We start from the raw sequence: 22,236 nt of genomic DNA on the forward strand, positions 1-22,236 counted from the left end.
TGTAGTAATGAAAAAAAGGCTCACATTTCTGTAAGCCTTTTGTGCGCACGACTGGATTCGAACCAGCACACCTAATGGCACCACCCCCTCAAGATGGCATGTCTACCAATTTCACCACGTGCGCAGTGTTTTTTTATTCATTTTCGCATGTCTACCATCCCGATAGCTATCGGGATCACCCCGTGCGCAGTGTTTTTATTCATTTTCGCATGTCTGCCATCCCGATAGCTATCGGGATCACCCCGTGCGCAGTATTTTTGCGTTAAATCGCTTGCGAATATAGCACTTTTTCAGCTTCGCAAAACGACTACTTGATCCTCAAATCCAAAATCTTTTCTGCACCAATAAATGCTTCTAATTGATCTCCAATTGCAACAGGGCCAACCCCAGCTGGTGTTCCGGTGAAGATTAAATCGCCTGTTTTGAGTGTAATGTATTGAGAAACAAATGCAATGATTTGATCAATAGAGAAAATCATGTCTGCCGTATGACCTTTTTGAACCGTTTCACCATTTTTGGTTAAGCTGAAATGTAAATCGGATAAATTCAGCGTATTGACAGGTACGAAATGCGTTCCCATGGGTGCACTATTGTCGAAGGCTTTTGCTTTTTCCCACGGAAGACTTTTCGCTTTGCATTGTTCCTGTAAATCGCGGGCTGTGAAGTCGATTCCCAATGAGATTTCGTCGTAGTAATCTTTGGCAAATTTCTCTTGGATGTTTTTTCCCACTTTTTTGATTTTCACGACAACTTCACATTCGTAGTGTAAATCTTTCGTGAAATCAGGAATGTAAAAGTCGCTTCCTGCGGGTAGGAGAGCAGTATCTGGTTTCATAAAGAAAACAGGCTCCGTTGGGAGCGGATTATTCAATTCCTTCGCATGGTCGGCGTAATTTCTACCGATACAAATGATTTTCATTTTTTTAAATTTTATCGTTCAAATGTTCAAATGTTCAAATGTTCAAATGTTCAAATGTTCAAATACTACTCTTTTAGAGCTTTGAACAAACTTGATAATTAATCATTAATTCATTGATAATTCACCTTCCCAATTCTCCATTTTCAATTGAACTCTTTTGAACCTCTTGAACTTTTTCTACTTCTTGAACTTATTCTGCAACGCCGCCAATTTATCCTCGATACTCAAATTCGAGTTTTCATCTTCGCGCTTCTCTTTTCGTTTTTGCTTGATGCGTTCCATTTCTTCACGCAACAACTGTTTGGTATAAAGCGGGAAATCAGCATCCATCATCCAGCCAAAATAACCTGGTTCTGATTCTGCGACATCTGCAACTGTTTTCCCCTTGTGTTTTCCAAAGTTATAGGTCACCTGACCGTCTTTTGTTTTACCCAATCTTCCAGCAAAGTCATGCCATTCTTGGTTTCCTTGACGGGAAAAATCTGCTAGTTCAGGGATTGACTTCGCCAAATCGGGATAACGTTCCAATTGCGCTTTAAATACGTCTAGTGTTACTTTCGTATCGTACAACGCATTGTGCGCATTCTCCATCGGTTCTTTGCAGTAGAACTGATATGCTGCAGCCAAGGTGCGTTGTTCCATCTTGTGAAAGATGTTTTGTACGTCTATGAATTTTCGATCGTTGATTTTGAAAGAGTGACTGATTCGCAAGAATTCTTCTGCTAAAACGGGAATGTCAAACTTATTGGAATTGTATCCTCCCAAATCGGCATCGCCAATAAATGCTGCTATTTCGTCTGCTAATTGCTCAAAAGTGGGCTCAGTAGCAACCATCTCATCCGTAATTCCAGTTATTTCAGCAGATTCTTTTGAGATTGGAATAGTGGGGTTGACGCGTTTACAATACTCACTCTGTTCTCCTGTTGGAGTGGTCTTAATTAAAGCAATTTCTATAATTCGATCCTTAGCTACGTCTAATCCAGTAGTTTCTAGATCTAACATGACAAAATTTCGGGTGAGTGATAAATTCATATACAAAGTTATCCTTCAAAGATGCGGAAAAAAGTCGGGGCGGAAAATTTTCCGCCCCGACTTTTTTAATTAATAATTTTCAGTTGATATTTCGAATCATTTTACAATGATAAACTCTGTTCTACGATTCAACTGATGTCCTTTTTCTTTTTCATCCCATTTAGGCATGTTATTGATTTGTTCATCAGATACTTTGAGTTTCGTTTCACCATATCCTTTTCCAGTAATTCGTCCTGCAGCAATTCCTTTGGAAACAATGTAACGAGCAGAAGCTTTGGCACGTTGATCGGATAATTTGATGTTGTAATCATCTTTACCACGACTATCCGTATGCGATCCCAACTCAATTTTGATGTTTGGATTTTTCTTCATGATTTCAACAATCTTATCCAATTCTTTCGCAGCATCTGGGCGGATATCCCATTTGTTGTAATCGAAATAGATTGGATTTACGTTCAAACCTATGTCTGTTCCCGCTTCATTTTTAGCCAATGAGCGGTCAATTCGAATTTCAGAGTTGTCTCCCAATGTCATCGGAACATCATATGTCATCGTGATATATCCAGTTTTTTCCAACGTCAATGCAAATTCAACATTGTCTCCTTTTTTCATTCCTCCAAGTGTATCCGTTTTGTATGATCCAGCTGTATTCGTAGGAAGTTGGTACAATTTCTCACCTGTTTTCTTGTTGATCAAATTGATAGAAACTCCCGCTAATTTTGCATTTGTTTTGCTATCAGTGATTGTTCCAACAATGTAGTAAGGCTTCACTATCATTTGCTTGTCGATGTCTAACCAAAATTCTCGGTAAACTTCTGAGTATTCTTTTGTACAGTCTGTTTTGAATTTCTCACTATAGAAATTTTTCTTTCCATTTTTCTCGTAAGAGAATGTGATTTCATATTCTTTACAAGGTTCTAATGAATTCATCAACACACCATCACGAATACGCGGGAATAATTTACGGTCATAAGGATTTTGGCAATCCACACATTTTAGATTTACATATACATCGTCAGGTAACGGCTTTCCACCGATCACATTGATTTGACCTTTGAATACAGCGATGTTTTTAACTCCTAAGTAGTTGTTTTTGATTTCGTAGATGTCTTTTTCTCCTTTTCCATCTACACGGATAGAGGTTAAATAACCAGTTAAACCATCGGTGGTTGTGGTATAGAACAAATCATCACATGTGGAATTGATTGGTGAACCTAAATTCATTGCAGGTCCCCATTGTCCTTTGGAATCTAATTTAGACATGAAAATGTCAAAACCTCCCATACTTTTATTTCCATTACTCGAAAAGTAAAGCGTTCCATTATCGATAGAAACGAAAGGAGATTCATCATCCATTGGTCCGTTGATATTTGGTCCAGCATTCACTGGATTTCCCCAAGTACTGTCTTTTTGTTTCAAGCAGTAATAAATATCACGGCCACCCATTCCTCCTTTTCGGTTGGAAACGAAGTAAAGCATTTGACCATCAGGACTCACCGTTACGTGTGTTTCCCAATCATTGGTATTGATTTTTTTATCGTCTAAATGAGTTACTTTCTGAAACTTATTAGTAGAGAAATCGGAATAAAAAATATCTCCATTTCCTTTGGTATCTTGATACACGTAAACACGGCGTTCATCTGGACTAACTGCTAGCGTTGCTTCATTTTGCAAAGGATCACAAAATTCCAATTTTACTGGTTGCATCCAAGTTGAATCGAAGTCGCGGTAAGAAACGTAGATGTCTTCAGGATACAAATTATATCTTGAATCTAATCCTTTATCAGAGGCTCCATTTGCCCATTTTCTGCGCGATGTGTAATACAAGGCCGAACCGTCCAAAGAGATTACTGGAGAGAATTCTGGATTTTCAGTATTCACAGCACTTCCGATGTTTTTCAGATACACATTTTTAGGAGATGCAAATTCTGTTCGTGCAACTTTACATTGTTCTAAATACAATTTTGCGAAAAACACGTTATTGGATTTAGCAATGGAGCTTTCCAGAAATTTGTTGTAAAACTCTTCAGCTTTATTGATGTTTCCGGCTGCATGATAACATTTTCCCAATTCAAAAAATGCATCCACAGGAGCTGCCAATTCTTTCGTGTTGAAAGGATCATACTTTTTGTCCGTTTTGAGAACAGCTTTCTCCAAATAAGGCATTGCTTTGACAAAATCGGTAGACATTTCAAAGTAGATAAATCCTCTACGATAATTGTAGTTTGAGCTAGCTGGATTCATTTGGAGGAGTTTATCTACAAGCTGTCCGGCCTGATAGAGATATCCTTCTTGAATCATGATAGAGCTTTCCATGACAAGTTCTGATTCAGAACCTTTATTGATCAATTCACTCACACGATTTTCATCGTATTGAGAGAAAGATAAGAATGGAAATAGAAAAATAAGTACTGTAGTAGATTTACAAAGTTTCATTACGCAATAATTAAAAAGACCCACTTCTATTAGTTTAGTAGTGGGTCTTACGATCATTTTATTTTTTAGTTACAAATGTCAAATTTTAGAGTTCTCTATTGACATCAAACTGCTCTAAATAGTCAGCAACTCTTCTTACAAACATTCCTCCCAATGATCCATCAACCACTCGGTGGTCATAGGAGTGGGACAAGAACATTTTGTGACGAATACCGATAAAATCTCCTTCAGGTGTTTCAATAACTGCTGGTAATTTACGAATCGCACCTAATGCAAGAATCGCAACTTGTGGTTGGTTGATAATAGGAGTTCCCATTACGTTTCCAAATGTTCCAACGTTTGTTACTGTATATGTTCCACCTTGAATATCTTCTGGTTTCAATTTGTTATCGCGTGCAGCCCTTGCTAATTGGTTGACCGACTTTGCAATACCTGTTAAGTTCAAACGATCAGCGTTCTTAATAACTGGAACAATTAAGTTTCCAGAAGGAAGTGCAGTTGCCATTCCAATATTGATATCCTTGCGTTTGATGATTTGATTTCCGGATAAAGAAACGTTGATCATTGGGAAATCTTTGATTGCTTTCACAATTGCTTCCATGAAAATAGGAGTGAACGTTAGGTTTTCACCTTCGCGTTTTTCAAAATCCTTTTTCATTTTATTTCTCCACATAACGATATTTGTAACGTCAGCCTCAACGAATGAAGTAACGTGAGGGGAAACATGCTTAGACATCACCATGTGCTCAGCAATTAGCTTACGCATACGATCCATCTCAATGATTTCATCTCCAGGCATAGGAACCACAACTGGTTCTTTGATGTTACTCAAGAATGAATTTCCTCCTGAAACAACAGCTGGAGCAGCACCATTTGACGCAGCTGGGGCAGCAACGCTTACTGGTGGTTGAGCTACAGCAGCAGGAGCTGTTCCTCTTGTATCAATGTATGAAAGAATGTCTTTTTTAGTCACTCTTCCACCCATGCCAGTTCCGCTAAGTGCATCAATTTCTGACATGGAAATATTTTCTTGTTGTGCGATACTTCGAACAAGCGGAGAAATGAATTTTCCATTTCCACTACTTTTTTCTAAAGTAACTCCACCATTTGAAACTACTGCTTGAGCAACAGCAACCGTTTCAGCAACAGCCGCTACAGCTGCATTGTCAGCTTTTGGAGCAACAGGTGCAGCATCTCCATCAGTAGATATAATCGCAATTACATCACCAACTTGAGCAACTTGATCTTTTTCAAATAATTTTTGAACCAAAACTCCAGCAGCTTCTGATGGTAATTCGTTATCAACTTTATCCGTTGCAACTTCTACCAAAGGTTCATCCATTTCAACCGTGTCACCAACTTCTTTTAACCAATTGGTAATGGTAGCTTCTGTAACGCTTTCTCCCATTTTTGGAAGACGAATTTCAATTTGTGCCATATAACGACTAAGAATTCTCGATTAATTTTGTACAAAAATAACGGAAAAAATAGGATTTTCATCACTGGTTTTTATTGATCCAGTTTTTTCCATGATTTCCATAAAATTTGAATATCGCGTAATACCGAATATTCGCGTGCATAGAGTAAATCTAATTTTGATTTTAGATTCTCATCCAAACCGCTTAAATGTTCAGTTGGAGTGAGGATTCCCTTTTTGATTTTAGGGAGTTGTTTGTTGGAAAGATTGCTTTGCTCATTGTAAGAAACGACCGTTTTTCGACCGCTAATCAACTTCAAAATACTTGTGAAAAACTGCAATTTATTTGAATAGAACCAAATAAGAAGGGGTGAAGTCACTAAAAGAAGCACTCCGATGAGGAAGTCAAACAATCTTTTTTGTCGTCTTTTTGCAGGTTGACTAATGGCATTTATTTCCAGAATATATAAATCTCCTGCCGTTTCAATCGAATTAGAACCAATGAGGTATTGACTATCGGGTTGTGCAATTTTGTAATCGACTGTCAAATCAGGGATTGCTGTCATCCAATGAATAATCTCTCTGGCGCTGGTATCTTTTGCACAAAAAATGATTTCATCGATGTTGTGAACGCGTACAATTTGTTCCAATTCGTTGATGGATCCCAAAGCTTCTTTTCCGTGATTTTCAGTTAATGAAACGGAAATGATTTGCGCAATTTTAGGCTGAGTTTGATACAACAGGTGGGACACACGCTCAAATTCTTCTTGCGAACCAATAATTGCAAAATTGGCGTGTTTTCGTCCATTAATGATGAATCGTTTTCCAATCGCTAAATGAAGAATGATTCTCGAAAGGATGTAATATCCGATGATCCAACTTGCTCCGAGTAGAATAAAAAGTCGAGAAAATTGCCATTCTTTTGGAAACAAGGCGTACAAAATCAAAATGAATGCTGTTCCGATTGTTCCGCCTAAAAAGAATTTTTTAAACGTAACGGGTTGATCATATCCACCTTGCAAGGTGATGGATAACATCCAAATGAAGGTGTAAAATAGAATGAGGATATTGGTGCTTTGCGCTGGAAAATCAATCTGTGCTTGGTGCCAGTAATTGGTTAACGCAAATAATCCCAATAAGAGGTAAAGTGTATCAACGAGCGGCAAGGTAATTTTTCGAATAAAACGCATTCCAATTGCCAAACCAGCTCTGAAATAGATTGCCGTGTTGATTAAGAAGGAAAACAGCCGAGCATTTTTTTGTGAAAAGTGTTTTCGCGCAAAAATCACCATTGCTCTGTAGAACACAAAAACGTAGTTCACCGAACTTTTCTTAGTGCTTTCTCCTTTGTAGTGAATGATACGTGTTTCTGGAAAATAGACGTTTTTGTAGCCACCTTTGATGATGCGGTAGGATAAATCAATGTCTTCGCCGTACATGAAAAATGCTTCGTCCAATAATCCCACTTTATCCAAGGCTTCTTTTCGCATCAACATAAATGCTCCAGAAAGAATTTCAATTTCGTTGGTTTCAAATTCCGACAAATAGCCCAAATGGTACTTTCCAAAGATTTTCGATTTCGGAAAAATGCGTGAAATGCCAAATATTTTGTAGAATGCAACGGCTGGAGTAGGCAACCCTCGTTTGGATTCCGGAAGAAAAATTCCTTTTCCATCCACCATTCTAACTCCTAATCCACCAACTTTCGGATGTTCATCCATGTACTTCACAACCTTGAATAAAGTATCTTCTTCGATAACCGTATCTGGATTTAAAAGCAGTTGGTAAGCACATTGGGAGATTTCCATTGCCTGATTATTCGCTTTGGAGAATCCTTTATTGTCTTTGTTGGCGATGACTTTGACCCATGGAAACTTCTCGCGAACCATTTCCACAGAACCATCTACTGAATTATTGTCTACTACCCAAACTTCTGCTGATTCTTGCTTCATCGCTTCGGCAACCGAATTCAAACATTGCTCCAAAAAGAAGACAACGTTGTAGTTGACGATAATTACAGCAATTTTTGGAGAAGAATGAGTCACAAGTATAAATGTGTATGTATATTATTTGATGGCAATACAAGATATTTCAATCGGCACATTCATCGGCAATTTAGAAACTTGAACCGTTTCTCTCGCTGGAGGTACGTCTTGAAAGTATGATCCATAAACGGCATTCATCTCTGAAAATTGTCCAAGGTCGGTCATAAAAATGCTGCATTTCACAATGTGATTCAAATTCATGTCAGCCTCTTTCAACAGTGCTTCAATATTCTTTAAAATCTGATGTGTCGCATCTTCAATAGAAGCAACTTCCAATTCGCCAGTAAAAGGGTTTAATGGAATTTGACCACTCACATAAACGGTGTTTCCACTAACAATTGCCTGACTATATGGTCCGATTGGAGCAGGAGCTCCTGGAATTTGAATTGCTTTTTTCATCGATTCTTTTTTGCAAGTTTACTAAATTTGATGCACATGCGGTTTTTATTAGTTGATAACTTCGATTCGTTCACGTACAACATTGTCCATTATTTGGAACAATGCGACGTTGACGTTCATGTTGTGACGAATGTAGATGTGAGAATCGACAGCTTGGAATCCTTTGATGCACTTGTTTTATCTCCAGGTCCAGGTTTACCCAATGAAGCCGGAAAACTCATGCCTGTTGTTGCTGAGGCGATGCGTCAAAACAAGCCAATCTTGGGAGTTTGTTTGGGGATGCAAGCTTTGGCCATTCATTCAGGAGACTCCCTCTACAACCAGGAAATTGTAAAGCACGGATTGGCTGAAGAAATTCGATTGGTGAAGAAAGATTCCCTTTTTTACAACGACATTCCCGAAGTTATTGAAGTCGGTTTGTACCATTCTTGGGCTGTGGAATTAACCGAAAACTCGCCATTTATTCCCACAGCTACTTCTGAAAGTGGTGTTTTGATGTCCATGGAAATAGCAGCAAAAAAGGTGTATGCCGTTCAATTTCACCCAGAAAGCATTTTGACTCCAACAGGATTGAGAATGATTCAAAATTTTGTGGGGATTGTGAGGGAGGATTAGCGGGTGTTTTGGATGAGTTTGTTGGAGGGAATAGATTTCACCGACTCCATAATAATTTTTTGGTGTCTATACTTTTCCAAAAATCAGGATTTAACAATTTATTACTTGGTAATAATTCCAATTTTTCTTCGCTCATATCAGCACCTATGATCAAACCAAATTTATTGTCTTTTGCAACTTCAAGGAGTGTTAGAAATCCTTCCGCTCTTTCATTGTCGATAAAAAGTAAATTCTCCTTGTCAAGATATAGATACTCCATGTCTTCGTTATTGATCCAATTTGTAATTCCCGTTCCATCAGCACCTAAAAATTCATTCCAAATGTCTAATTCACCCAGAATTGAAGATGAAAGAGATTTTATACTCAAGTCAAAATTTCGAGACACTCCTCCTTTTCCAAGAGGTAAGTGTGGAAAGAAATCGGAACAAGTTTTAAATATGTAATACTCAAAAAATTTGCAAAAGTCATAGTATCCATCAATATTGTCTATAAAACGCCGCTGATTTTTAGAGTCAATCATTTTATTAAATTCGTTATTAACCTTAAACGAGGTATCCAATGAATTAGAAATGGAAACTATTTTTGCAATAGCTTGTTCGACTAGGATTTTAATTTCTAATGGAGACAAATGTACAATGCCACCAATTTTATGCGACTTTAAAAACTCTAGATAATCGTACGTTAAATCACCTTTTAATCCTTTAAGTACAGGTACGGCTTCTTCATAGAATTTTTTGTCATCAAATAAATGGATTGTACTCCAATATCCCATCTTTGTTATTCGGTCTGTATATTTATAGTGCTCATAACGGCAGTCTGTCTAAAAACCAAAATTCACCTTCTGAGAATTGAATATATGAAAAATCTCGTTGACAAGCTATCCGAATATTTAATTCTCATAAAGGGGTTTTTAGACAGTTTGACGGTTCGCTGCTAGGCGTACAGTCCAATTTTAAATTTAATCTTATTTCCGAAGTTAGAATTTTTTCTTTCAATTTTATCGTTATTTCGAAGTGAGATATTGGGCTGACGTTTGAGCAGCTGTTATATACCTTATCAAGTGTTGATGAAATATTATTCCCTCAAACACGTTCTACCTTCATTATTGTAATACCCTAATGAATAAGAAAGAAATCGTATTCAAGTTGACATTTTGGCTGAGCATTCTGCTTTACATTATTTCACTGTGTTTCTCTGGATATTCCACCCCGAATTCAAATGAGGATAATCTTGGTTATCTATTAGTCCTATTTGGTTGGTCAGAAGTATTTACCGAAGGAGCGGGTTATGTCTGGTTGGCAAATCCATTATTATGGTATTCTTGGATAACAATTAGGAATACTTATAGGTCTTTCCTGTTTGGCTCCTTGTCAATGGTTTTAGCTTCGACTTTTATGTTTTCAAACAAGATTATGCCAATAGAGACATGCGGTTCTTGGTTGGAGTCTATGGATTGTTCACCTGTATTTATCATTAGCAAAAATAGCGGTTACTATTTGTGGTTGTTCAGCTCAATTATTATAACAGCTGGAAATCTTCATCGAATGAAATTTAATGGTGCAGGGAAATAGAAGTTGTCCTAATTATCTGATATTAATTTGGGTAATAGTTTTTATCGTGGGAATGTTTGTTGCTCACATCTATAGATTTTTAATGCAACCACTTAAAATCGAATTCTCAACTGAATCTTTAGGAGTTTTGTGATTAGTTCTCTTTACGTTTACTCCTCAATAATACACACTAATTATGAAAAAACAGCCCGTGAAGAGATGTTGTTAGAGAGCCAACCTGACTAAAACTGCTTTACTAATTGGAAAATTCCTACTTCACTTCGTATTCGGATTGAAGTCATTCAGCTTGTCTGCTTGTACTTTTATTCAGGCTTTATTTTTACTATTTTGTTGTCACGTAAAATGACCAATTCACTGTTTTTTGCTTTCTTAAATTCTAAAAGTTTTTCATACACTTTTTCAAGCCCTTTTAGTATTTTGTTTTTTTCTTCTATATGTTTTTCAGTTGTTGTCATAGTAATTTTTTAAAAGATTAAACTTGTCTATGCTTACAATATTAAGTGAAGTACCAATTTGTTTATCGGCTAAAAGTTCGTGTTTAGCTTCCGAATTATCAAAAATAAATGCTCCATCAACTATGGGAAGATAAATGTCAAATAGATTCTTAATTCCTCTTATATATCTTCTTGCGATAACTTCAGGTTCGATATTATGCCCACCTTCTGAAACTCTTGTTTTTACGCGTTCTTTAGCTAAATCAATGTTTTGAAGCCAAAAGAATAGTAAGATCACTCGATAACCTTTTTCTTTAGCCTCAATGATTTTATTTTTATAACTTTTAGTTGATAAAGTTGTTTCAAATGCAAAATTTTCATTTTCAGAAAGCAACTCATTGATTCTGTTTAGCATTATTCGTCCTGCCTCAAATGAAACTTTTTCAGGCTGAAAAGGAGATAGCCCTTTTGCTATTTCATCAGCATTGACAAATTCTTTACACTCCAAAATATCAGGTAAAATGGTAAACGATGCAGTAGTTTTTCCTGCTCCGTTGCAACCTGCGATTATGTAAAGCTTTTTGTCATTCATCCTTAACAAATTTACAAATTGTTTTCGTCAGTTTTCAGTTTAATACTAGACAATAACTATGAAAAAACTGCTTGTAAAGAAATGTTGTTGGAGAGTCGTCTGACTTAATCGACTGTATCAATTGGAAAGTTCCAATTTCACGTCGCATTTGCATAGAAAAACGACTAAACTAATCTCTAAGTGATTAACCCTGACATTAAAATGAGATTAGAATTTCGCTGTTTCGGGTCAAATTCCTATGCAGTCATAGATTTTTTTGTATATTACATTAAAATTCGAAACTATGAAATGGATTACCACATCGTTATTTCTGTTGTTTTTTGTAGCTGCAAAAGCGCAAACTTGTTTAGGAGTTTGGATTACAATTGATGACAAAACAGGGAAAAAGAAATCAAAAGTTGAGCTTTACAAGAAAGATGATAAGCTTTACGGTAAAGTCATTTATCTCTATCCGCGAGAAGGAAGAGAGGACAATCCAAAATGTAAAAAATGTACCGATGATCGCAAAGATCAGCCTTTGGTTGGATTACAAATCGTACGTGGATTGAAGTGGGATGGAAGTGAATGGGAAGATGGAACAATTGTAGATCCAGAAAATGGAAAAGTATATACGTGTTCTATTTGGATAGATCGCGATGATTTCAATAAAGTGCACGTTCGTGGTTATGTTGGACCTTTCTATCGTACTCAAACTTGGGTAAAAGCAACCGATTAAAAGAAGAAATTTAGTTAAACTAAAAAATCCCGCTTATCAAATGACGAGCGGGATTTTTTATTTCTTGAAAAGTCTTAAGCAGCTTTCTTTTGGCAGCAAGATCCTCCAGCTTTCTCACCAGCGCAAGAACCTTTTTTATTTTTTTTCTTTTTACCTTTTTTATCGTCGTGTTTAACGATAGAAACTGTCGTGTTATTAGAAGCAGCGTAAGCTGTAGCAGATACAGAACCTACGAACATCAATAATGTTAATGCAACAAATGCTTTTTTCATGGTACAATGTTTTAATTTGATTAAAAATACAATTAATATTAGAATGAGCCAAGCTTCGTTAACTTAGCCTTCACATCTTGGTTAATTTTAACATCTAATTTCGTGCCAAGAGGCAAAAAGACATCTACGCGCGATCCAAATTTGATAAATCCAAATTCCTGACCTGTTTCAGCAGTCTGCCCTTCTTTTGTATAATAACAGATTCTTCGAGCCACTGCTCCTGCAATTTGACGGAACAATACTTCTTGTCCGGATGAATGCTGAACAACTACTGTAGAGCGTTCGTTATCTGTTGAGCTTTTCGGATGCCATGCAACTAAAAATAACCCTTTGTGGTATTTCACGTATTTCACCAATCCGCTAATCGGGAAATAGTTTGCGTGAACATTTAGAGGAGACATAAAAATTGAAACCTGAATTCTGCGGTCTTTGAAGTATTCTGTTTCTTCTACTTCCTCGATTACAACCACTTTTCCATCAGCTGGACATAAAATGTCTAAATCCGTAAATGTAAAAGTGCGTTTTGGGATGCGGAAAAATTGAACGATTAAATACAGCATTACTAATGCACCTGCAGAAAGCAATAGGAATAACCAAAGCCAATCTGTTTTGGTATAGAGCCAATAATTTCCCCATTCAATTAATCCTAAAATCAGGATTCCAATAAGAATTGTAGTAGTTCCTTCTCTGTGAAGTGTCATGCTTTTTCTTTAACTAATGAGTAGCAAAAGTACATATAAAACAGGAGCTACGAATAGCATCGCATCAATTCTGTCTAGAATTCCTCCATGACCTGGAAGAATATTCCCAGAATCTTTAATATCAATGGAGCGTTTTAATTTGCTTTCAAACAAGTCGCCAAGTGTTGCTAAAATACTTGCTAATACAGAAACTCCAACTATTGCCAGTGCATGTTTTAAATCGAATGGACCCGTAAAATAAAGAATCGTCAACATCACCAAAGCAGCACCGATCATTCCGCCGATAAATCCTTCACGTGTTTTTTTGGGAGAGACACTTGGAATGAGTGGCGTTTTTCCAAATAAACGTCCAAAAACATAGGCTAGCGTATCGTTTAGATAGATAGGTAGAAGCACAACAAGTAGGATAACCTTACTATCGCTATCCGTTAATGTAAAGGTAAAAGCTAATATCCACATTGGTAGAACTGGGTAGAAGAAGTTGAAAAGGAAGGTGTTTTTAAAAACAAAATCAATTTTTTCTTTCTTGAAAATCCAATAACTCATCACTATGATTGCCAGAATTAAAATGGCCCAAAGGATATACAGTATAAACAACCTGTCGGAAAGAAACTGCAAAACCGGATTGAGAAGACCGGGATAGAATTTGGCCGCTGTTTGGATTAATAAAGGCATGAAGAGTGCGGTGACAAATAGAAGAGCAGGAAGTTTCAAGTTGTTTTTAAACGAACTTTTTTTACTCATTTCGAACAATTCGTGGGTCCCGAGCATGGTAAATAGGTAAAATACCAGATTCATTAGATTACCATTGTTTTGTACATCGTAAACAAATGGTGTGAAAACTACCATCAAAAATAAAGCCCCGAAAACGGAGCGTATCAATACATCTTTCATCCAAAAAAATATCCCCGTAGCGAATGCAAAATTCTGCTACGGGGGATTTAAATTATTACTCTTCTGATTTTACGTTATTATCCAAGGGTTCAATAGTTGGATTAATGACGTTCGATTCTGAATTTGAACTCTCGTTATTAAAGGAATCTTCCGGATTAATATCAATGGTCGAATCTTCATTTGGCGGAGTATTTATTGCCATATTGACTTCTTCTTCTGAAGCCCACAATCGTTTTCCAAAAATCTCTTCCAAATCTTCTTTGAAAATCACTTCTTTATCTAAAAGCTTATCTGCCAAAGCACTCAATTTATCCTTGTTCTCAGATAGAATTTTCAATGCTCTTTGGTATTGTGTTTCAATCAATTTACTTGCTTCTTCATCAATAATACGCGCCGTATCTTCTGAATAAGGTTTTGTAAATGAATCACGACCTTGAGAATCGTAGAAAGAAACATTTCCAACGCGATCATTCAATCCGTAGATAGAAACCATGGCATACGCTTGTTTGGTTACTTTCTCTAAATCGCTCAATGCACCAGTAGAAATTTTCCCGAAAATCAATTGCTCTGCAGCACGACCACCCAATGCAGAACACATATCGTCTAAGATTTGTTCTGTAGTAGTAATTTGTCTTTCTTCAGGTAAATACCAAGCAGCTCCCAAAGAACGTCCACGTGGTACGATTGTAACCTTTACTAATGGATGAGCATGTTCTAATAACCAAGAAGTAGTTGCGTGACCAGCTTCGTGGAATGCAATGGAACGTTTTTCCTCTTTGGTGATGATTTTATTTTTCTTCTCAAGACCACCAATAATACGGTCTACAGCATCTAAGAAATCTTGTTTTTCAACAAATTTTTTGTTTTGACGCGCAGCAATCAATGCAGCTTCGTTACATAAGTTCGCGATATCTGCACCAGAGAATCCAGGAGTTTGTTTACTCAAGAAATCTACATCCATGTTTTTCTCCAACTTAATTGGTTTCAAATGGACTTGGAAAATTTCTTTACGCTCATTCAAATCCGGCATGTCAACATAAATCTGACGGTCAAAACGACCTGCACGCATCAATGCTGCATCCAATACATCTGCACGGTTTGTTGCTGCTAATATAATTACGCCAGAATTTGTTCCAAAACCATCCATCTCAGTCAATAACTGATTCAGGGTGTTTTCACGCTCGTCATTTGAGTTGAAACCATTGTTTTTTCCTCTTGCACGACCAATTGCATCGATTTCATCAATGAAGATAATTGCAGGAGCTTTTTCTTTTGCTTGTCGGAACAAGTCACGAACACGTGATGCACCAACTCCAACAAACATCTCCACGAAATCAGATCCAGAAAGAGAGAAGAAAGGTACTTTTGCTTCACCAGCAACAGCTTTCGCCAATAAGGTTTTACCAGTTCCCGGAGGGCCTACCAATAAAGCTCCTTTTGGAATTTTAGCTCCTAAATCAGTATAACGTTGAGGGCTTCTTAAGAATTCAACGATTTCTTGAATTTCTTCTTTTGCGCCTTCTAAACCAGCAACATCTTTAAAAGTAATATTTGTTGATTTTCCTTTTTCGTAAACTTGAGCACGAGATTTTCCAATGTTGAAGATTTGACCTCCAGCACCACCGCCACCTCCTGACATTCTTCGCATCACGAAAACCCAGATTAAAGCAATGATAACTAACGGAAGTAAAAAACTTAAAATCGAGCTGAAATAATCATGCTCTTCAATTGGAGGTGCAGAAATAGTTGCTTTTCCTTTTTTAGCCAAGCGCTCATTAATTTCATCCAATTTGGTTTCAAAATTACCAGCATCAAGAATGTCAATAGAGAATGTTGGGCTACCTTTTTGATTAAAAGCACTTCCTTTTTTCTCTAAGGTTGCTTTCAAATATTTCAGTTCTCCTTTTGGATTGTTTTTGACAAATTTTTCTCCTTTTTCATTCAATGTAAAATCTACTCTCGAACGATTTACAATTTGAGCCTTAGCAATCATGCTTGAATCTGCCAAGGTGTAGAATGTCCGTACATCACGTACAGGAGTGTCTGAAGCTCTGTTGTAGTATGAAACTACGATAATTCCAAGAACGATTACTGCATAAATCCAATAAATCGCGTAAGGATTTTTTTTCGGTTTGTTTGAATTGTTATTTTCAGCCATGAGTTGATAAAGTTAATTCAGGTTTGGAATGTCAGTTCGTAATGCATCAGACCAAAGATCTTCCAATTCATAAAAATGTCTTGCATCTTTGTAAAAAATATGAGCTACTACGCTTACATAATCTAAAAGCACCCATTCTGAAGTAGCTTTCCCTTCTTGATGCCAAGGCTTTTCTTTCAATTCTTTGCGGGTATGTCTAGCAACTGTTGAAGCAATACCATCTACTTGTACGGAAGATTCTCCCGAACAAATAACAAAGAAATCAGTAACTGCACTTGAAATATTTCTTAAGTCTAAGACAACGATGTCTTTCGCTTTGTTCTCTTGCATACCTTCGATAATTGCGTCGCAAAGTACTTTTGAGTCTATGTCGTTTTTTAATTTATACATTCGTAAATTTGTAAGTACAAATCTAAGCATTTATTAGCTTGATTTGTGTGATTGTTAAATGCAAATACTTGTTAATAAAACATGATTGGTCAGCAAATTATCCAAATCCATGAGGTAGACTCTACTAACAATTATGCTGCCAAGCTGTTATTGGAGGGTAAATTGAGTCATGGAACTGTAATTTTGGCAGAGTATCAGACTGCGGGAAGAGGGCAAAGAGGACGGAATTGGCAGTCTTCAGCGGCTAAACAGTTTACAGGAACCTATTTTTTGAAAACTGATTTTTTGTCAGTTGATCACTTGTGTTACCTCAATATGTGTGTTGCTTTGTCCGTTCGTGAGCTCATTCAGTCCTACACAAAGAAAAAAGTGAGTATTAAATGGCCAAACGATATTTTCATTGAGAATCAGAAGATCGCTGGAATTTTGATTGAAACAAATTGGAAAAACGGTCGAGTAGAAGGAGCAATTGTTGGAATTGGAATCAATATTTCTCCTGTTCAGAGTGTCTTGCACGCTACTTCTTTGGAAGAAATTTCTGGAAAATCGCCCGAAACACTAAATGTGTTGGATTTTTTGTCGCGATACTTGAATGAATTCTACGAGCATTTGCAGCATGCAGAGTTCGATTACTTGAAAAAACGATATGAATCTTTTCTGTGGAATAAAGATTTAGAAATTACGATGGAAGAGCGTCAAGATACAGTTCCGTTTCAAGGAATTATTCGTGGTGTTGATCAAATTGGAAATTTATTGGTTGAAAAGAATGGTATAGTAACCGTTTATCATAACCAAGAATTGAATTTTGAAGCGAACTATGGAAGAATAATTCCGAATGCCTAATTCCGAGTTATTTTAAATTCGTAATTTTTTTAGTCGAATTGTTTCTGCAAATTTTTCGTCATCACCACAAATAAACTAGTCAATGGTTTTTCAACCATCATTTTCATAAACATGTTGATGTTTGCTTCAAACTCCATGTGACCTTCGCAACTTGATTCGCCAGTTTCCTTTAAAATAATGGATAGTGTATAGCTAAATGGAGCTTTATCACCAGATTTCATGTGAATTTTTGTATTTGCATCTTTTGAGACATAAATCAAAGGAATCACAATTCCTCCTTGCGCTTTGAAAGAGCATCCTTCTTCATCCGCTTTGAAATCAGAAATTTTATCTGCGGGAAGCAAATGCTCAATGTTTTTTGAATCTGATAAAAATTCAAATACTGTTTTTGCAGACGCATTGACAGTTGCGGGATCTGTTTTTAGTAACATGTCTTAGCTTTTCCAGTTTTCAGGACTTATTTTCCACTCGCGTAATGAATTCACATCAGATTCGGGTATGAATTCTGATTTCAAAGCTTGATCAATCAAGTGATCATAATCTGTTAGCGTAATGTATGGACATTCAGCATTGTTGAAATTCTTGGTCGCTAAATCAAATCCATATGTGAATATTGCTACCAATCCTTTTACTTCCAATCCAGCTTCTCTTAGAGCAGCAACAGCCTGTAAGCTGCTTCCTCCTGTTGAGATTAAATCTTCAATAACGATTACTTTTTGACCAGATTCGAAATGTCCTTCGATTTGATTTCCAAGACCATGTCCTTTTGCTGTACTTCTTACATAAACAAATGGAATTCCTAACTCTTGAGCTACCAATGCTCCTTGAGCAATTCCACCCGTTGCAACACCAGCAATAATATCTGGTTTTCCAAAATGTTCTAAGATAGCATCCGCATATCCCTGACGAATATATGTTCTAATCGCTGGGAAAGAAAGCGTGATTCTATTATCACAATAAATAGGAGATTTCCAACCTGAAGCCCATGTGAATGGAGAATTTGGTTGTAACTTTACTGCTTTAATCTGTAGCAAAAATTCTGCTACTTTTAGTGCTCGATCTTTATTTAAAATCATGGTACAAATGTACAAAGTTTTTATTGATAATTCGGTTATCCAATTTTTGGATTCCTCAGAAGAAGTACCTTTAAAAGGGTATGATTTGGTTGTTAATTCATTTCAATTTGAACTGTCGAAGCTTCTTGATCAGTTCGATTTTATCGCTTCAAAAGTTTGTTTATTAGTGGTTTATGATGATTTTGAGTTGGTATTTAACCAAGTGTTTCATGCATATGAATTTATGGATGCTGCAGGAGGAATAGTAAAGTGTAATCAGCGGTATTTATTTATTGAACGACATGGAATGTGGGATATTCCAAAAGGGAAATTGGATGCAAATGAACAACCTTGGGAAGCTGCCGTTCGTGAAATTGAAGAAGAATGTGGTATTCAAGGGCCAACGATTGATCGTCTTTTGGGAGTTACTTTTCATACCTACTCTTATATGGGAAGATTAACGATTAAAAAAAATTGGTGGTATGCACTCAATTATTCTGGATCAATGGAGGTTTTCCCTCAGGAAGAAGAATCGATTACACAGGCAATCTGGATTGAAAAGTCGGAATGGAATCTGATTCAAAGTAATACGTATGATTCTATTCAGGAAGTGCTTAGAATGGCAGAGGAATGGTGATGATTACGAATTGAAAGAATCTGTTCAAAAAATTTGGCTAATTTTTTGTTAATTAAACAACCATTCAGAAAAGAGTTCGTATTCTTGTCATAGTTAAAACTTAAAAACACATGAAAACATTAGCAATACTAGCAGTTTCATTTATTTCATTTGGAACATTTGCACAAACGGCGGAGAAAAAAGAAAAAGCGAAAAAAGAAACAAAAACGGAAGTGAAATCTCCAGTTGCTTTTAAAACGCTTAAAATTGAAAGAGCTGAGATTAAGTATGATTCAAAAGAGCCTTTCGTTTTTGAATTTAAAAACAATGGTAAAACTCCATTGATTATTACAAATGTTCAGACTTCTTGTGGTTGTACAGCTGCAGAGAAACCAACTGAACCAATTGCAAAAGGGAAGTCTTCTAAAATTGTTGTGAATTACGATACAAAACGTGTTGGTCAGTTTACAAAAACAATTACTGTAACAACAAATGCTTCTGCAGAGCCAATCATTCTTACAATTACTGGTAAAGTATTGCCAGAAGAAGTTGCTCCTACAACAAATTAAGAATTAGAAATAGATTCGTATAAAAAATCCCGCTAACGTTTATCGCTAGCGGGATTTTTATTTGGGATTAAATTTTTTAGTCTTGTACTTCAATTGCAAGAATGCGATCACCTTGTCTGATATCATCAATAACATCTAAACCATCAATCACTTTTCCAAAACACGTGTGCTGACGATCTAAATGAGCAGTGTTGTTTCTACTGTGGCAAACAAAGAATTGAGAACCGCCAGTATTTTTTCCAGCATGAGCCATTGAAAGAACTCCACGGTCATGATGTTGGTTTCCACCTGTCAATTCACAATCAATTTTATACCCTGGCCCACCAGTTCCTGGCATTCCACTTGCTCCTTCACGAGAATTCGGGCATCCACCTTGGATTACGAAATCGGGTAAAACACGGTGAAATGTTAATCCATCGTAATAGCCTTCTTTAGCCAATTTTACGAAATTTGCTACTGTATTTGGTGCATCTTCTTGAAAGAAGGTTACACGCATATCTCCCTTTTCGGTGCGAATGATTGCTTCCATTTTAATTTTTTTTTTACAAAAATACTTTAAAAATTACGAATGCCGAATTGAAGTTCGGATTGGGGGTAGACAAGCTCCCGATTAAGAAATTGATTTAACAGGAAAAAGGACAGTTAAATCAATGATTCTTGGATTCACAATTCGTAATTCGTAATTCGAAACTCGGAATTCTTTTGCCTATTTTTAACAAAATGGCTTACCATGGTAACTTCTACAAGCGAAAATGATGTGTAAATTTGCACCATGAGTCATTCAACTATCGCTCGAGATAAAATCAACCGATTTTCATCTTTCTCCCAAGCTTTTGGGAATCAATCAACATTCGAGCAATTTCTTACAGCGCCTTTAATTTCCATTTTGGATTTACATACTCAAGCGAAAAAAAAGAAGGAGGTTTATTCTTCTGCAACTCGTGAAAATTTGGTAAGTACTTGGAATCAGCAAATTGGATCCTATGCTTCAAAAAGCCAATTGGAGAATTTGAAAATCTTGGAAAATGAAAATACGTTTACCATTACGACTGGACACCAATTAACGCTTTTTGCTGGACCACTTTACTTGATTTACAAAGTATTGCATGTCATTCGCTTATCTGAAGAATTCAATAAAAGTCAAACTGATTTTAAAGCTGTTCCAGTATTTTGGATGGCTTCGGAAGATCATGATTTTGATGAAGTGAAATCAGCACATTTGTTCAATCAGAAGTTGACTTGGGAATCTGCTCAAGCAGGTCCAGTTGGTCGATTTAATATGGCCGATTTTGGAGATGTTTATGCTCAATTTAAAGCTTTTTTCGACGGAAAGGAAACTGAAATCAATGAGTTGATTGCTATTTCAGAGAAGACAGATTACGCTTCTTATTTGCAAGAGTTTATCAGTCGATTATTTGCTGATTTTGGAGTATTGGTTCTTCAGCCTGATGCTAAAGACTTAAAACGTGAATTTGTTCCTGTTATTCTGAGAGAAATTTCAAGTAATTTAGCAAATCACGCAGTTTTGAACACAAATAAATTGATCGAATCATTAGGATACAAACCACAAGCTCAAGCCCGAGATTGTAATTTATTTTATTTGAAATCAGGCGAGCGTTTGCGGATTGAACCCGTTGAAACTGGTTTAGCAATTGACGGGAAGGTTTATAGTCAAGAAGAAATGATTGAATTGGTGAACCGAGAACCTGAAAATTTCTCACCCAATGTTATTTTGCGTCCCGTGTATCAAGAAACTATTTTGCCAAACTTGGTTTATGTTGGCGGCGGCGGTGAAATGGCTTACTGGATTCAATTGAAAGGAGTTTTTCATGTACATCATACTTTGTTTCCACTAATTCAACAGCGCGTTTCTATTCAATTATTGGATGGTGCATTGAAAAAACGGATGGATAAATTGGCTTGGTCTGTGGAACGTTATTTTGAGCCAAAAGAAGCGTTGAAAAAGTTGTTTTTGAAAGAAAACGAAGGAGACGATTTAGATTTGTCAGCATTGTATACCACTTTTACTGCCTTGCGAAACAGCATGATTGAAAAAGCAAAATCTATTGAGGCTACCTTGGAATCTTATGCAGAAGCAGAAGTGGTTCGCATGAAAAAACAATTGGAGGCATTTGAACAACGCTTGGTGAAACAATTGAAGCAAAGACACGAACAAACATTACAATCCATCGAGTTTATTTCTGATCGGATTATTCCTGAAAATTCTTTACAAGAACGTCATTTTCACTGGTTGCAATTTGCTCCAAGTGGTGCTTACAAAGAACTTCTAAATCATATTCACGCAGAAATAGATCCATTTGAAGCAGAGTTGATTGTGATTGATTTAACGAAAGGGTGATTTTGAATTATTTCCCACGGAAGAGCATAGAAGAAATTTTTTGGATTTCAGATAGTTTTTTGGAGCACATGAATTAATAGTGGAAGGTTTTTGGAAATAATTATAAAAACATCCGTGTTCCTCTATGCTCGTCCGTGGGAAACTTAAAAAAAGCGTGCTTCTCCGAGCGAAATAGAAACATTTACACTAATTTCGGGAATTCAA

General features: G+C 36.5%; 24 protein-coding genes and 1 tRNA gene. 7 read left to right on the forward strand and 18 right to left on the reverse strand.

Features of this window, described 5'->3' with window-relative positions:
• Positions 1–42: 42 nt before the first annotated feature.
• The 7 genes from FLUTA_RS13295 to FLUTA_RS13325 all read right to left on the reverse strand — a co-directional run bounded on the left by FLUTA_RS13295 (position 43) and on the right by FLUTA_RS13325 (position 8,248).
• A tRNA-Leu gene (locus FLUTA_RS13295) sits at positions 43–124 on the reverse strand.
• Positions 125–307: 183 nt separating this feature from the next.
• Positions 308–919, reverse strand: a complete 612-nt coding sequence (locus FLUTA_RS13300) for a fumarylacetoacetate hydrolase family protein (RefSeq protein ID WP_013687399.1) — start codon at positions 917–919, stop codon at positions 308–310.
• 177 nt (positions 920–1,096) lie between these two features.
• Complete coding sequence (locus FLUTA_RS13305; protein WP_013687400.1) at positions 1,097–1,951, reverse strand: 3'-5' exonuclease; 855 nt, start codon at positions 1,949–1,951, stop codon at positions 1,097–1,099.
• Positions 1,952–2,047: 96 nt separating this feature from the next.
• Positions 2,048–4,387, reverse strand: a complete 2,340-nt coding sequence (locus FLUTA_RS13310) for an OmpA family protein (protein WP_043023825.1) — start codon at positions 4,385–4,387, stop codon at positions 2,048–2,050.
• 85 nt (positions 4,388–4,472) lie between these two features.
• Complete coding sequence (locus FLUTA_RS13315; protein WP_013687402.1) at positions 4,473–5,825, reverse strand: dihydrolipoamide acetyltransferase family protein; 1,353 nt, start codon at positions 5,823–5,825, stop codon at positions 4,473–4,475.
• 71 nt (positions 5,826–5,896) lie between these two features.
• Entirely contained in the window at positions 5,897–7,849 is a 1,953-nt protein-coding gene (locus tag FLUTA_RS13320; protein ID WP_013687403.1) for a glycosyltransferase family 2 protein, read from the reverse strand.
• A 21-nt stretch (positions 7,850–7,870) separates the two neighbouring features.
• Entirely contained in the window at positions 7,871–8,248 is a 378-nt protein-coding gene (locus tag FLUTA_RS13325; protein WP_013687404.1) for a Rid family detoxifying hydrolase, read from the reverse strand.
• A gap of 36 nt (positions 8,249–8,284) precedes the next feature.
• Between FLUTA_RS13325 and FLUTA_RS13330 the strand changes: the two genes are divergently transcribed.
• Entirely contained in the window at positions 8,285–8,863 is a 579-nt protein-coding gene (locus tag FLUTA_RS13330) for an anthranilate synthase component II (protein ID WP_013687405.1), read from the forward strand.
• 37 nt (positions 8,864–8,900) lie between these two features.
• Here the strand turns inward: FLUTA_RS13330 and FLUTA_RS13335 are convergent, their stop codons facing one another.
• On the reverse strand, positions 8,901–9,635 hold the full coding sequence (locus FLUTA_RS13335; protein WP_013687406.1) for a hypothetical protein: 735 nt from the start codon (positions 9,633–9,635) through the stop codon (positions 8,901–8,903).
• A gap of 346 nt (positions 9,636–9,981) precedes the next feature.
• Here FLUTA_RS13335 and FLUTA_RS20860 point away from each other — a divergent pair, with 346 nt between their 5' ends.
• Positions 9,982–10,434, forward strand: a complete 453-nt coding sequence (locus FLUTA_RS20860; protein WP_013687407.1) for a hypothetical protein — start codon at positions 9,982–9,984, stop codon at positions 10,432–10,434.
• A 302-nt stretch (positions 10,435–10,736) separates the two neighbouring features.
• Here FLUTA_RS20860 and FLUTA_RS21605 read toward each other — a convergent pair whose 3' ends face one another.
• Complete coding sequence (locus FLUTA_RS21605) at positions 10,737–10,889, reverse strand: hypothetical protein (protein WP_013687408.1); 153 nt, start codon at positions 10,887–10,889, stop codon at positions 10,737–10,739.
• Entirely contained in the window at positions 10,876–11,460 is a 585-nt protein-coding gene (locus FLUTA_RS13345) for an ATPase (RefSeq protein WP_013687409.1), read from the reverse strand. Before FLUTA_RS13345 ends, FLUTA_RS21605 begins: the two co-directional genes overlap by 14 nt.
• A 283-nt stretch (positions 11,461–11,743) precedes the next feature.
• On the opposite strand from FLUTA_RS13345, the gene FLUTA_RS13350 reads away from it, so the two are divergent.
• Positions 11,744–12,175, forward strand: a complete 432-nt coding sequence (locus tag FLUTA_RS13350; protein WP_013687410.1) for a DUF2147 domain-containing protein — start codon at positions 11,744–11,746, stop codon at positions 12,173–12,175.
• Positions 12,176–12,249: 74 nt separating this feature from the next.
• Here the strand turns inward: FLUTA_RS13350 and FLUTA_RS13355 are convergent, their stop codons facing one another.
• Genes FLUTA_RS13355 through rsfS form a run of 5 tightly spaced genes read right to left on the reverse strand, consistent with a single transcriptional unit; the run spans position 12,250 to position 16,590 of the window.
• The gene (locus FLUTA_RS13355) at positions 12,250–12,447 is read right to left on the reverse strand and encodes a hypothetical protein (protein ID WP_013687411.1); all 198 of its coding nucleotides are present in this window, start codon (positions 12,445–12,447) and stop codon (positions 12,250–12,252) included.
• 38 nt (positions 12,448–12,485) lie between these two features.
• A complete protein-coding gene (locus FLUTA_RS13360) occupies positions 12,486–13,148 on the reverse strand; it encodes a phosphatidylserine decarboxylase family protein (RefSeq protein ID WP_013687412.1) in 663 nt (220 codons plus the stop codon).
• A gap of 9 nt (positions 13,149–13,157) precedes the next feature.
• Positions 13,158–14,042: a phosphatidate cytidylyltransferase gene (locus tag FLUTA_RS20865; protein ID WP_013687413.1), complete on the reverse strand. Its 885-nt coding sequence runs from the start codon at positions 14,040–14,042 to the stop codon at positions 13,158–13,160.
• A 55-nt stretch (positions 14,043–14,097) separates the two neighbouring features.
• Positions 14,098–16,200 (reverse strand): ATP-dependent zinc metalloprotease FtsH, encoded by a 2,103-nt coding sequence (gene ftsH, locus FLUTA_RS13370; RefSeq protein ID WP_013687414.1) that lies wholly within the window; start codon positions 16,198–16,200, stop codon positions 14,098–14,100.
• Positions 16,201–16,212: 12 nt separating this feature from the next.
• Positions 16,213–16,590 carry a ribosome silencing factor gene (gene rsfS / locus FLUTA_RS13375; protein ID WP_043023826.1) on the reverse strand — a complete coding sequence of 126 codons (378 nt, stop codon included), beginning with the start codon at positions 16,588–16,590 and terminating at the stop codon, positions 16,213–16,215.
• Positions 16,591–16,671: 81 nt separating this feature from the next.
• On the opposite strand from rsfS, the gene FLUTA_RS13380 reads away from it, so the two are divergent.
• Positions 16,672–17,433, forward strand: a complete 762-nt coding sequence (locus FLUTA_RS13380) for a biotin--[acetyl-CoA-carboxylase] ligase (protein WP_013687416.1) — start codon at positions 16,672–16,674, stop codon at positions 17,431–17,433.
• Positions 17,434–17,462: 29 nt separating this feature from the next.
• On the opposite strand, the gene FLUTA_RS13385 is transcribed toward FLUTA_RS13380, so the two are convergent.
• Positions 17,463–17,864: a hypothetical protein gene (locus tag FLUTA_RS13385; protein ID WP_013687417.1), complete on the reverse strand. Its 402-nt coding sequence runs from the start codon at positions 17,862–17,864 to the stop codon at positions 17,463–17,465.
• A 3-nt stretch (positions 17,865–17,867) separates the two neighbouring features.
• The gene (gene pyrE, locus FLUTA_RS13390) at positions 17,868–18,509 is read right to left on the reverse strand and encodes an orotate phosphoribosyltransferase (RefSeq protein WP_013687418.1); all 642 of its coding nucleotides are present in this window, start codon (positions 18,507–18,509) and stop codon (positions 17,868–17,870) included.
• Between the two features lie 7 nt (positions 18,510–18,516).
• Between pyrE and FLUTA_RS13395 the strand changes: the two genes are divergently transcribed.
• Complete coding sequence (locus FLUTA_RS13395; protein WP_013687419.1) at positions 18,517–19,125, forward strand: NUDIX hydrolase; 609 nt, start codon at positions 18,517–18,519, stop codon at positions 19,123–19,125.
• A gap of 110 nt (positions 19,126–19,235) precedes the next feature.
• A complete protein-coding gene (locus FLUTA_RS13400) occupies positions 19,236–19,673 on the forward strand; it encodes a DUF1573 domain-containing protein (protein ID WP_013687420.1) in 438 nt (145 codons plus the stop codon).
• Between the two features lie 76 nt (positions 19,674–19,749).
• On the opposite strand, the gene FLUTA_RS13405 is transcribed toward FLUTA_RS13400, so the two are convergent.
• Positions 19,750–20,202, reverse strand: a complete 453-nt coding sequence (locus FLUTA_RS13405) for a peptidylprolyl isomerase (RefSeq protein ID WP_013687421.1) — start codon at positions 20,200–20,202, stop codon at positions 19,750–19,752.
• A 243-nt stretch (positions 20,203–20,445) separates the two neighbouring features.
• On the opposite strand from FLUTA_RS13405, the gene bshC reads away from it, so the two are divergent.
• Positions 20,446–22,032, forward strand: a complete 1,587-nt coding sequence (bshC, locus tag FLUTA_RS13410; RefSeq protein WP_013687422.1) for a bacillithiol biosynthesis cysteine-adding enzyme BshC — start codon at positions 20,446–20,448, stop codon at positions 22,030–22,032.
• Positions 22,033–22,236 lie beyond the last annotated feature (204 nt).

The organism is Fluviicola taffensis DSM 16823 (assembly GCF_000194605.1).
In the GTDB taxonomy this organism is placed as follows: domain Bacteria; phylum Bacteroidota; class Bacteroidia; order Flavobacteriales_D; family Crocinitomicaceae; genus Fluviicola; species Fluviicola taffensis.